This window comes from Flavobacterium sp. KY-23415, assembly GCF_055384985.1.
In genome coordinates, this window is the sequence record NZ_AP044001.1 from 668,940 (window position 1) to 680,910 (window position 11,971).

At 30.7% G+C, this 11,971-nt stretch carries 10 protein-coding genes; 7 read left to right on the forward strand and 3 right to left on the reverse strand.

Annotated elements, in window-relative coordinates:
• Positions 1-3 precede the first annotated feature (3 nt).
• From ACZ49Z_RS03295 to ACZ49Z_RS03305, 3 genes are all read right to left on the reverse strand, one after another.
• Positions 4-2,484 (reverse strand): DUF5686 and carboxypeptidase-like regulatory domain-containing protein, encoded by a 2,481-nt coding sequence (locus tag ACZ49Z_RS03295; RefSeq protein ID WP_464306770.1) that lies wholly within the window; start codon positions 2,482-2,484, stop codon positions 4-6.
• A gap of 74 nt (positions 2,485-2,558) precedes the next feature.
• Positions 2,559-3,536: a pyruvate dehydrogenase complex E1 component subunit beta gene (locus ACZ49Z_RS03300; protein WP_464306771.1), complete on the reverse strand. Its 978-nt coding sequence runs from the start codon at positions 3,534-3,536 to the stop codon at positions 2,559-2,561.
• A gap of 172 nt (positions 3,537-3,708) precedes the next feature.
• Entirely contained in the window at positions 3,709-4,608 is a 900-nt protein-coding gene (locus tag ACZ49Z_RS03305) for a PKD domain-containing protein (RefSeq protein WP_464306772.1), read from the reverse strand.
• Positions 4,609-4,955: 347 nt separating this feature from the next.
• Here ACZ49Z_RS03305 and ACZ49Z_RS03310 point away from each other — a divergent pair, with 347 nt between their 5' ends.
• From ACZ49Z_RS03310 to ACZ49Z_RS03340, 7 genes are read left to right on the forward strand one after another with little or no spacing between them, the layout of a single operon-like run.
• The gene (locus tag ACZ49Z_RS03310; protein ID WP_464306773.1) at positions 4,956-5,546 is read left to right on the forward strand and encodes a C40 family peptidase; all 591 of its coding nucleotides are present in this window, start codon (positions 4,956-4,958) and stop codon (positions 5,544-5,546) included.
• Complete coding sequence (locus ACZ49Z_RS03315) at positions 5,543-6,472, forward strand: hypothetical protein (RefSeq protein WP_464306774.1); 930 nt, start codon at positions 5,543-5,545, stop codon at positions 6,470-6,472. Before ACZ49Z_RS03310 ends, ACZ49Z_RS03315 begins: the two co-directional genes overlap by 4 nt.
• Entirely contained in the window at positions 6,473-7,336 is an 864-nt protein-coding gene (locus ACZ49Z_RS03320; protein WP_464306775.1) for a TssN family type VI secretion system protein, read from the forward strand. It abuts the gene before it with no gap.
• A gap of 7 nt (positions 7,337-7,343) precedes the next feature.
• Entirely contained in the window at positions 7,344-8,534 is a 1,191-nt protein-coding gene (locus tag ACZ49Z_RS03325) for a hypothetical protein (RefSeq protein ID WP_464306776.1), read from the forward strand.
• 33 nt (positions 8,535-8,567) lie between these two features.
• Positions 8,568-9,083 carry a type VI secretion system TssO gene (gene tssO / locus ACZ49Z_RS03330; protein WP_464306777.1) on the forward strand — a complete coding sequence of 172 codons (516 nt, stop codon included), beginning with the start codon at positions 8,568-8,570 and terminating at the stop codon, positions 9,081-9,083.
• Positions 9,084-9,087: 4 nt separating this feature from the next.
• Entirely contained in the window at positions 9,088-11,550 is a 2,463-nt protein-coding gene (locus tag ACZ49Z_RS03335; protein ID WP_464306778.1) for an AAA family ATPase, read from the forward strand.
• Positions 11,531-11,962, forward strand: a complete 432-nt coding sequence (locus tag ACZ49Z_RS03340; protein WP_464306779.1) for a GPW/gp25 family protein — start codon at positions 11,531-11,533, stop codon at positions 11,960-11,962. The genes ACZ49Z_RS03335 and ACZ49Z_RS03340 overlap by 20 nt, the downstream gene beginning before the upstream one ends.
• The last annotated feature ends 9 nt before the right edge of the window (positions 11,963-11,971 follow it).

Below are 11,971 nucleotides of genomic sequence, written 5' to 3' on the forward strand. Positions count from 1 at the left end.
ATATTAGAAATAAAAACCAAATGAAGCTCTAACTCCAAATTTTCTAGCATTAGGCATATCTAAGTAGCTTCCCCTCCAAGCAAAATCAATTCTCAACACCTTAAATATATTCCCGACACCTGCATGATATTCCCAATACAAATCATCTGGTGCAATATAGGTTAACCCAGAAGCGTTAATTTTTATATTATTTTCCGAAACTCTTCCATAAACACCTTTAACACCAATAATTTCTCTAAGATTTAATTTTCTTAACAATGGAATTCTAGAAAACAATCTTCCGTTAAAATGATGCTCAAAATGAAGAGAAGCATATTCATCTGCTACAAAATCATAATAATCTAAAAGATTATATGTGTTTTCAATTATAAAATACGATTGATTCCCAGGCACAATTCCCATTAAACCAAGTGGCACTGTTCCAAATATTTTACCCGTCTCAAAGGTCGTAAACAACCTACCAAATCCACCAACCAAGACAGGCTGTCTATAATAAAACTGAAGTTTTTGATAATCAAAATCACTATTTAAAACCCCTTTTAACCCTTGACTATAACTAAGGAACAAACGAGCGTAATTATTATCTACCTCTAATCTATCTACACCATAACCCACCGTCTTTCTATTAGGTCGATACTCCAACTGCAAATTAACTTCTGATTGCTTTACTTCACTTTTTATCTTAGTTTGCGACAAATCTTCATAATAATCCAAACTGAAATCTGGCGAAGCCGATTTTAATGTCCTATAAGAAAGATTTGTTTGAAAGGTGAAATTTTTCATGAACTCAATTTCCGCACCCAGAGTAGTTAAGCTAATATTTGTTAATTGATTATTTACTCCTCCTGCAAACAACGCAGAAGACGCAAAACTCCTACCCAACACATCATTTGAAGTCGTGAGACTCACACCTATTTGCTCTACATCTCTTCTATTTCCAACAGACAAAATCAACCTATTCTTTGGATTCACCATCCACCTTCCTGAGATTCCATACTTCACCTTGTCATCTTTAAAACCATAAGCAGTGTATCCTTGTATTCTCCATCTATCATTTGGACCATAATAAGTCCTACCTCCAATCCTAACACGAGTTCCTTCGACATCATTAAATCCAAAGGTTGAAAAAATAGGTCCGTAGTCAAAATTCCCTATTTGAATATACCCACTTCCTAATATGGTTGCCATATTATAAATTCGCTTGAATTTAGGCACCGTTTGTAAAGTGTCTAACATCTTATAGATTCCGAGTTCGTTATTATTCAGACTCTCAAACCTATTTTCGTTCCAAAACTCATCTGTTTTATTAAAAACAGAATTATCATAGAAATTAACCTCTTCCCTATAAAATTTATCGTCTTTAGGAATATTAAATTTATGATTTTTAAAAATTGTTGTTCGCTTTCCATATACTCCTTTAGATTCTTCTTTTTTAGAAAAACTAAAATCAGACATCATATAGTCTCTCTTCAACAAAAAAACAGAATCGTTTAGCACATCAAATTCTTGCTCAATATATATTTCCTTAACCCAGTTTATATTTGCACTTTTGCTTGCCTCTAGATTGATTTTCTTTATTGCAAAAGTGGTATCATTAACCCAAAAATCACCTTTAAAAGTCAGTTCATTTTTTCGTCTTGGGTAATAAACAATATTATAACACCACTTATTATCAATATACATACTATCACTCAACACATAGTTATATACATTAATACCTGTTCTAGACAGTGGGCTCACAAAGTTTTTATCGAAAAATTTTAAATAGTTATCATAAACATCATATTCTGCATATAAATCTTTTATAAAAGTATTCACTCCATCTCCATCTCCGAATCCAGAATTCTTAGTGGCCTTTAAAATTTCTTTTTCTTTTTTAGACACATTATCTCCATAGACCTCACTTAATCCTTCATTAATAAAAATAGGCAAAAATGATTTTCCTGTAATCTTAGAGGTGTCCATATTATCAAAGACAAACTCCATACCTTTAAAAATCTTACTATTGATAAAAGCAGAGTCGATTGTATTCATATCGAACTCAACTTTCTCATACTTATCATATTGGTACTGGTCAAACATTCTTAGTCCGTTTTTCCTTTTTCTTTCCCAAATTTTTCTAAGAATTACCAGAGCTGGATTGTCTTTTTTAGAGGTTTTTCCAGAATAGATAACCACTTCCTTTAATTGAGTTCCTTCTTTTAACACAATCTTAAGATTCGAATTCAACCCTGACTTCAATGGCACTTCCTTTTTTTCAAACCCAATAAATGAGACAACAATATGGGTATAGTTATTCAATGATTCAAAATAGAAGTCACCATTTTCATCTGTAATCACCCCCTCTTTCGAATCTTTAAAAATTACGTTTGCAAATGGTATAGGCTCATTATACTCATCTACAACCTTTCCACCTACTTTTGTTTGTGCAATTCCTAAAAATGAGAAAAAGAAAAACAAAAAGACAATTTTTTTTGTACACATATCTTAATTATTCAATAAAGCAAAAAAAACTTCATCAATTGGGTGATGAAGTTTCAAATATAGTAAGTTTCTTTTTATTTATATGCAACTTTCTTTACAGCCTTAATCACATCATTTGCATTTGGCAACCATTCTTTCAACAATGCTGGCGAATATGGAGCTGGCGTGTCTGCTGTAGTAATTCTTTGAATTGGCGCATCTAAGTAATCGAATGCCTTTTCTTGAACCATATATGCAATCTCAGAAGCAACACTAGCAAAAGGCCAAGCTTCTTCTAATACTACTAATCTATTCGTTTTTTTAACTGAAGTTAAAACTGTATCATAATCTAATGGCCTAACCGTTCTTAAGTCGATAATTTCACAAGATATTCCTTCTTTTGCTAATTCATCTGCTGCTAAAAACGCTTCTTTTAAAATTTTACCAAAAGAAACAATAGTCACATCTGTACCTTCTCTTTTAACATCTGCAACACCTAATGGCAAAGTATATTCTCCTTCTGGCACATCTCCTTTATCACCATACATTTGCTCAGATTCCATGAAAATAACAGGATCATTGTCACGAATTGCTGATTTCAAAAGTCCTTTTGCATCATATACATTTGATGGCACCACCACTTTTAAACCTGGGCAATTAGCATACCAGCTTTCAAAAGCTTGGGAATGCGTTGCAGCTAGCTGTCCTGCCGAAGCTGTTGGCCCACGAAAAACAATAGGAATATTGAATTGACCACCCGACATTTGACGCATTTTTGCAGCGTTATTAATTATCTGATCGATACCTACTAAAGAGAAGTTAAAAGTCATAAACTCAACAATAGGACGATTTCCATTCATTGCCGAGCCAACAGCAATACCTGCAAATCCTAACTCTGCAATTGGAGCATCTATAACTCTTTTTGCACCAAATTCATCTAACATACCTTTAGATGCTTTATAAGCCCCGTTGTATTCTGCAACTTCTTCACCTATTAAATAAATAGATTCATCACGACGCATCTCTTCGCTCATCGCTTCACAAATTGCTTCTCTAAATTGGATTGTTTTCATTCTATTTTTTTTAAATTCAAAAGGCAATTTAATTTCATTATTAAATTACTACTTGATATCTTATTTTTATTTTTAAGAAAGCAAAAATAGGAAATTTTTGAATTAATACATTACTTATATACAAAATTCATTTCTATACACTTCATTTACTTAGCACTGTTTCTTTTTAAAATTAAAAATAATGTCTGTGCTTTTTATCCACGTTTATCACACGAATACAATCTTCAGCATCTTTTTGTACTGTTACATCTTTAACCCTATCACCTTTTTTCTTAACTGCATTAAAAAACTCTCTTAGAGTACTCGTTTTTGCATCTTTATAAATAACGATAGGTAAATTATATTTACAGAAATGCTTCAAAAAATTTTCATAGCTTGTTTTTCCTTTTGCAACAGACTCCAAAAGACTTTCTAATTTTCCTGCATCTGTACCTCCAATCTCAGGCCCTTTAACAACTTTTTCTGGAGCATTCTCTATTTCTGGTGGTGCGTCTGGGACATTTTGAAAGGGATTATAAGGAATACTGCTCTTATGTTTCTCTACTTTTATCTTCACTTCTTTTTTAGGGATCACAAAAACTTCCTTAACAGACACATGTTTATAGTCATTATTAACAATTAAAGAAACTCTTTTTGCCCCAGGCGAAGTGAACACATAAGAACATTGTTTTTCAAAAGAATCAACTTTTCCACTCTCTCCAAATCGCCATTCCCAAGATTGTGCTCCTTCAGTTTCATCTTCAAACTCTATTACTTCTCCTTCTAAAACATGGCTTGCCACTCTAAAAACAGGCATTTTAGAATCATCAATTGCGTTTTTCTTTGGAGATATAGTTACTAATTTTTCTACTGTACATTCATTGTTAATTATTAATTTAACCAAATATTCTCCTTCCTTTTCAAAAGAATGCCCAACTTTAGACCTAAATAAAATTTGTGACTCATCGCCGAAATACCATCTCCAAGAATGAGATTTTTTAGAGACATCAGAGAAAATAATCAACTCTCCAACTTCAAAAGATGTAGCTTGAACATTAAATTCATTGACATCGCATTCTACTTCATTATTCATATTAAGTATAATAACAAAACTTGATAGCAAAAAAACTGACAAAAAAAGGATTATAACTTTTATATCAAAATATCCTTTTAGCTTCCCAAAACCGAACATACTTATTTATTTGTTTTATTTATTGTAATTTAAACTCAATATTTTATAACGTTTCCTTTTTCAAAAATAGGAATTTTCTTTTTCATAATTAAGGTTAACAACTTATTTATCTTCCTATCTTTTAAAAGTCAAAAAAACAACAGCTAAACATTTGTATTAACGCTTTTTTTATAAAAAAATACTTGTTTTTTTTAATAAAAACCCATACTATTGTAGTTAGTTTAAAACTAAAAAATAAGACTTTAAAAATGAGACTGATTGCTTTTCTTTTCTTTGCGTCTTTATTAATTAGTTGTGGTTCTAAAAAGAACACCTATATTTATAACGACGAAAGTATTAATCCCGAAACTCCTGAAAACACCAGCAATTATGTTGTTTACGACCCGGTTCCTGAAAATGACAAAGTGTATTTTGCCAAAAAATTGGGTGTAGACAAAAATGAGATTTTAAATGGTAAACTTTACTCTTTCATCAAAGAATGGGAAGGAACAAAGTATGTGTATGGAGGAGAAACCAAAGCAGGCATTGACTGTTCTGCATTAATGCAACATTTATTTAGAAGTGTATATAATTGTGCACTTCCAAGAACTGCTGAACAAATGGGGCTTGATGAAAAATTTCATTTATTTAAATCTACAAAGCACCTCAAAGAAGGGGACTTAGTATTTTTTAGAATAAATGATGAACGAATAATTACTCACGTTGGTATTTACCTTAAAAACAATAAATTCTTTAATGCCAATTTAACAGGAGGTGCTTCAATATCTGATTTAAAAAATGACTATTGGAAAAAATTTTATGTTGTATCTGGTAGATTAAAAACTCCAGTAGAAAAATGACAGAAGAACACACTTTCATAGCGAATCAAAAGAAACTAACCGCATTCGACTTAAGAGTTGAGTTGCTTCTAGAATCTTTATTAGAAAACAATATCGATGATTTTAATATCATTTTAAATTCAAAAGGACTTTTCTATAGAAAGTTCAGTAAAGATAAAATGCATATTGCGAATGATTCTATTAATAAAGAACTTCTAAACATTGAAATAAGTCGAGATGGTTTTTATGACGTGCTACCTGAAAGCATTTCTCACAACTTTAGAAACAACAATCACAATAATGACGTGGTTGCGGAGTTCAAAGCTAGAAGGAGAGAAGAAAAAGAGGCTCGAAATTTTTTCAATCCTTTAGAGAATGAATTTTTCAGATTTAGACATGCAATAGAAAAAAAAGAAGCAGATTTTTTTTCTAGCCTCAGTGCTAATGGGATTGTAGATATTATTAAAACAATACTTGTTTTTAAGGAGAATATTCCAGACGAACTTGTTGTAAAGATGTTCTATGCAATCCTGCAACAAAAAGACAATGCAAATCAAAGCATTGACAGCATCGTAAAGACGTTAACACAAATTTTAGAAGAAAAAATAACATACAAAACAGAAAACATAAAATTAGAAAGCCTTGTTGACAATGTTGAAAAATCAAATGATTTTATTATGGGAATCAACACTACATTAGAAAGTAACGAGGAGATTTATTTAAAAAAATACATTTTTACTATTGGTCCATTAAAAAACTCTGAAAGTTTAAATTATTACTTTAAAAATGAAGTTATGGATTCTTTTTTAAATAATTTTTTTAATTTATTTTTACCCTTTCATGTCCAGTATGCTTTTGAGCTTATTTTAAACAAAGAAGATGAGCTTTTTTCAATGGACGACAACAAACAATATAAATCAAGACTAGGAATATCAACTTTACTATAAATGAGAAAGTATTTAAATCAAATTAACGGAGGTGAAGAATTATTATATTTGTTATTAATTCTTTCATTTGGCCTCATAATCACCCTATTAATTGGAACAAAAATTCCAAAATTTAAACAATCAAAGAAAAAGTATTTCATTTATGTTTTAATACAATCTTTGGTTTTTTCCATTTTTTTTATCATACTTTATAACCTGAAAGAAACGACACTCAATCAGCGTTTCATCTCTCTTCAAGTATATATGGCTATTGCAGGAATTTTTCATTTAAAATTTTTTCACGATTATTTTAAAAAATTTGAATTTGAAAAATTTATTGGTGAAGTTGTTATTGCAATTAACACAATGGTTTTCATTGCAGCTTTTGCAGTAGTAATTGCAAAATATTTTGGAGAAAGCAGTTATGTTTTTTATATACTAACAACATTATTATTTTTCTTATTACCAACATTGTGCTTTAAACTTTTCGAGTATGCAATTTCGATTCCTGTTAAACTACATAAAAGATGGTTTTACCCGTTGAATGACCGATATCCTTCTCCAAAAGTTTCGGAAATGAAGAACATCATTATTCTTAATTTAGTTTTTCAAAAAAGAGCAAATGATGATCAAATAATTAATTTCAAAGTTAAAGCACCAAGAGCAATCGATTTTGGACGCTTATTCTACTATTTCATTAATGATTATAATGAGAAAAACCCTAATAGTCAAATTAACTTTGTTGATGAGAAAAACCAACCTTATGGCTGGTATTTTTACACAAAACCGAAATGGTTTAGCTCATCTGAATATATAGATCCAGAATTAGCAATAGATACAAACAACATAATAGACGGAGCAACAATTATTTGTCAACGCATATAAACAAACTATGGCAGAAAATATCAAACATTTTCCAGTAAATTGGATTGATGGAATGAAAATTAACAAAAACCATTTCATTGAACTACAAGACAATATTGAAGATTTAATTAGAGATGCAAGAAACTTAGAGGTGAACGAGCTCAATTATGGACTCTTACCTACACTTTTGAGCAAACCATTTAACTATACTATTTCAATTGATACTCACAAAGAATTGAGTGTTACAATCAAAATGCTCAAAGCTATAACTCCAGCTGGAGGCAGAATAGAAATAACCGACTTAACAGGTGAATTCTCTGAAAAACTAGAATTAAAAGATTTGAACAGCAAAGAAAGCAGCTACTACCTGTTACTTAATGTTGATCCTTACACTAGAGTTCCTTCTGGAGAACAAAACATGGAAGAGGTACCACCAAGGTTTCCTCATGCCCTTTCTAAATATACTTTAACATGTGTAGCAGAAAGCGAAGTGAATCAAAACAATATTGGTGCACTACAATTTCCTATTGCGAAGTTTAAATCTACTGGAGACAACTATGAAGTAGTTACTAGTTATATTCCTCCAAGTTTAACCTCAAATAGTCATCCAAGCTTAGTAAATCTATTTGAAACCTATGATTTATTCTTCAAGCAATTAGAATTCCATGCAATTCAAATTAATAGAAAAATTAAATTCAGAACCAATAATGAAGATGAGAATGTAATTGCCAATATGGTTTTTGAAGTTTGCGACAAAGCACTACGCTTTGCGGAACTATATATTACAAAAAACAAATGGCAAAACTATACTTTAAAACCAATAGAAATTCTAGACAACATTGTTACACTAAGCAGAACACTAAAAAACAGTTTTGATTATTTTTCGGGTGATGGTAAAGAAATGCTATTCAATTATTTTTCAGAATGGACAGATATTTCTAGTGGCGATTATGAACGTCTTTTTACAGACACCATCAATGTGAAATTTAACGCCTATGACATTGAGCCAGTAGTGCAACAAGTAAAAGATTTTGCCTTAAAAATAGATCAATTATTTTCTATTTTAAATCAATTGGATTATATCGGCAAAAAACGCGATACTGGAATTTTTGTAAATGAAAACATTTTAAAGAACGATAGAAAATCGAGTAGTATTTTTGGAAACGATAATGACGACAGAGACACTCCTCCTTCTTCTCCAACATTTTTAGCAGATTAACAAATAATTGACTTTTAAACAAACAAATATATCATGGATATTTTAAACAAGAAAGAACGTTTCAATGCGTTCATGTTATTTTTAGTAATGTTTTTTATTACAACTGGTGTTTTAATAACAGCTATCTTCTTCAACTTTAAACTTCCTTTAAAAGAAAATGAAGTTCTTAAAAGAGAGAATGACAAGATGAATGCTCAATTTACATTCAACAAAGAGTTTTCAGAAAAAATTGAGGAAATTGGCAAACTAATCGATTCTTTAGACAAAGCACCAGAAAGTTTTCAATTTATCTCTCAATCTATTAACTATGAATTAGTAGAATTGAAAGAAAAAATTCCTAATGACAGTATTGTTAATCCTGCATTATATCAAAATTTCATTATTACAACTAGCGAATATGTTAACACCAAGAAGAAGTTATTTCTAATTAATGATTCTAAGAAAGAAGTAGATGACTTAAAAGATGATTTAAAAGAGTTGCAAGCTGAAAACAAAGACTTAGCAAACAAGCTTCAAATGTGTGAAATTGTTAGTAAAATGAATAAATAATAAAATGTCTGAAATAACATCTCAAATAATTCATATTGCTAAACAATATGCAAAAGAAAATTTTAATTCTAAATTTTATGCTGCTCACATACTGAAAGCACTTCTAAATCAACAGTTTGATTTTTTAAAAGAATTAGACGCTAAGGGTATAGATGTATTCTATTTAGATGAATGGGCAGACATTAGAATTAGTGAATATCAAAAAGCAAATAAACACACGGATTCTCCAGAAGCCGATTTTAGTGCCATAACAGTATTAGAAGAAGCTGAAAGCATTGAAAAAAAATCGGGTATTTCTTCGGAATTTGCTAGTATTCTTAGTGCATTAGTAACTCCTGGTGTTGGTTTTTCACACGATCAATTAAAATCGTTACCTGTTAGTCCTGCAAGTATTATAGAATTATATCAAACTGGGGGAAAAGTAGCAAATCCGTCCATTAATTTATCAAATCCTGCTACAACTTCTTCAAAAAGTTCTAATGCAATTGACAAGTATTGTTTTAATCGGTTGAAGACCATTACAAAGACTGACTCACATGCAATAATAGGTCGAGACGAAGAATTAAAAACTATAACTGAAATATTAAACAGAAAACTAAAACCTCACGTAATCATTACAGGAGAGCCTGGTGTTGGAAAAACGGCTTTAGTTGACGGTTTCTGTAAAAAAATAGCGTCTAAAACAATTTTAAATGCTTTTGATAACGCATCGATTTTTGAGATCAATATTGGTGCTCTTTTTGCAGGTGCTTCCTATAAAGGAGAAGTAGAAGACCGACTTCAAAAGATTTTTAATGAGTTAAAAGATTTTGAAAAACCTATACTTTTCATAGATGATATTCATGAACTTTTTGACTCTAATCAAGGTTCAGGAATTGCTAGTATTATCAAATCTGAATTATCTAAAGGCATTATTACTTTTATTGGTGCAACTACGCAAGAGAAATTTAGAAAGACATTAGCCAAAGACGATGCTTTATCGAGAAGGTTTGAAACGTTAGAAATTAACGAACCTAATGAAGAGCTTGCCTTTAGAATGATTACTAGTATTATTCATTCGTATCAAGATCATCATAACTTTACTATAGACGATGATAATCAAAAAGAAGCTATTCGACTGGCAAAACGCTATTTAAAAGAAAAATCACTACCTGATTCTGCATTAGACTTAATCGATAGAACCATGTCTTCGTTGAAAGTTGCAAAAGAAACTATCAAAAAAGAAATTCCAGATTTAAAACTTCAAGTTGAAGTCTTAAAAAAAGAAGAAAAAAGCGAAGATAGAGACGATAAAATTCAATGGTTATTTACAGATATTCTTCAAAAAACTGGAAAAATATTGAATGAAACAGATCAGAGTAATATACAATTCAAATCTATAGAAGTTACAGAAGAAAAAATTGATTTTATTGCTAATCTATTACAAGAACTTGAAAAGCTTGAGGAGCAAGAAAATACCGTTTTAGGCACTCATTTATCTATAGTTGTATCTGATATTACAGGAATTCCGGCTGGAAAAGTAAAATCTGATGAAAGAGAACGCCTATTAGATATTGAAAAGACCTTAAAAAAGAGAGTTATTGGCCAGGATCATGCTGTTAAAGTAGTAGCTGATGCTATTATGGAATCGCGATCAGGGCTAACCAAACCTGGTCAACCCATTGGATCTTTCTTTTTCTTGGGACCAACTGGTACTGGAAAAACCGAGTTAGCAAAATCACTTGCAGATTTTCTTTTTGGTGATGAAAATGCTATTATTCGACTAGACATGTCTGAGTTTAAGGAAGAACACTCTGCTGCTTTATTATATGGTGCACCTCCTGGATATGTAGGATATGAAGAAGGTGGTTTATTGGTTAACAAAATTAGGCAAAAGCCTTATTCTATTGTTTTATTTGATGAAATTGAGAAAGCACACAAATCTGTTTTTGACGTTTTTCTTCAAATTTTAGATGAAGGTAAACTGCATGACCGTTTGGGTAAAGAAGGAGATTTTTCAAACTCGGTGGTCTTATTTACTTCCAATATTGGTTCTGATTATATCGTAAAATCATTTGAGAAAGAAATAATTCCTAAGTCAAATGATTTAATACAGCTAATGACTGGTTATTTCCGTCCTGAATTTTTAGGTCGCTTAACCGAAATAATACCTTTTGCTCCAATTAATGTTAAGAGTGTTGCTAAAATTTTTGATATACACCTAAAAAAAGAACTTATTCAGTTACTAGAAAATTTAGATATTACACTAGAAATTACTGATGAAGACAAAGAAAAAATTGCATTACTTGGATTTAGTCCAGAATATGGAGCTAGACCAATTAAAGGTACTATTCGAAACAAACTAAAGAGACCACTTTCTAGGATGATAATTGCTAACGAAGTAGTTAAAGGAAGTAAAGTTGCTGTTAGTTTGAACAATGAAGAAGAAATAAATTTCACTATCACTAATGAAGGATCTCTACTATAAAATACCTTTCGACTACAAAAAATTAAGCAACGGAGATGACGCTACTAAAGTGACTATTGAAGAGTCGTTAGCGCAATTTATTTCGGTAATCATTTCTACCATTTTTGGGGAGTATAAATATGATGAGGAGTTTGGGACTATCATTTGGGATACCGATTTTAACTTATTAGCCAATCCAAATAAGTTAAAGGATATGATTAAAGAATCTATTCATGAAAAGGTAAACCAGTATGAAAAAAGGTTAACTGTTACAGAAGTTACACTTGGTGTTAATGAAAACACATTGAGTTATGAAACAAACATTCGAGTAAAAAAGAGGTTAGACATTACTGTTTATGGTGTTATTAAGAAAACCAATGAGCCCTATTATTTTAAAAGTTCTTACTATTTAGCTCCATTTTCATTTAAATAAAAGAGACGT

What these genes read in the sequence shown, in the direction of transcription:
- ACZ49Z_RS03315 (WP_464306774.1), top strand. Translation starts at nt 5,543, where the DNA reads ATGACAGAAGAACACACTTTCATAGCGAATCAAAAGAAACTAACCGCA.
- ACZ49Z_RS03300 (WP_464306771.1), bottom strand. Translation starts at nt 3,536, where the DNA reads ATGAAAACAATCCAATTTAGAGAAGCAATTTGTGAAGCGATGAGCGAA.
- tssO (WP_464306777.1), top strand. Translation starts at nt 8,568, where the DNA reads ATGGATATTTTAAACAAGAAAGAACGTTTCAATGCGTTCATGTTATTT.
- ACZ49Z_RS03310 (WP_464306773.1), top strand. Translation starts at nt 4,956, where the DNA reads ATGAGACTGATTGCTTTTCTTTTCTTTGCGTCTTTATTAATTAGTTGT.
- ACZ49Z_RS03305 (WP_464306772.1), bottom strand. Translation starts at nt 4,608, where the DNA reads ATGAATAATGAAGTAGAATGCGATGTCAATGAATTTAATGTTCAAGCT.
- ACZ49Z_RS03295 (WP_464306770.1), bottom strand. Translation starts at nt 2,484, where the DNA reads ATGTGTACAAAAAAAATTGTCTTTTTGTTTTTCTTTTTCTCATTTTTA.
- ACZ49Z_RS03335 (WP_464306778.1), top strand. Translation starts at nt 9,088, where the DNA reads ATGTCTGAAATAACATCTCAAATAATTCATATTGCTAAACAATATGCA.
- ACZ49Z_RS03340 (WP_464306779.1), top strand. Translation starts at nt 11,531, where the DNA reads ATGAAGGATCTCTACTATAAAATACCTTTCGACTACAAAAAATTAAGC.
- ACZ49Z_RS03325 (WP_464306776.1), top strand. Translation starts at nt 7,344, where the DNA reads ATGGCAGAAAATATCAAACATTTTCCAGTAAATTGGATTGATGGAATG.
- ACZ49Z_RS03320 (WP_464306775.1), top strand. Translation starts at nt 6,473, where the DNA reads ATGAGAAAGTATTTAAATCAAATTAACGGAGGTGAAGAATTATTATAT.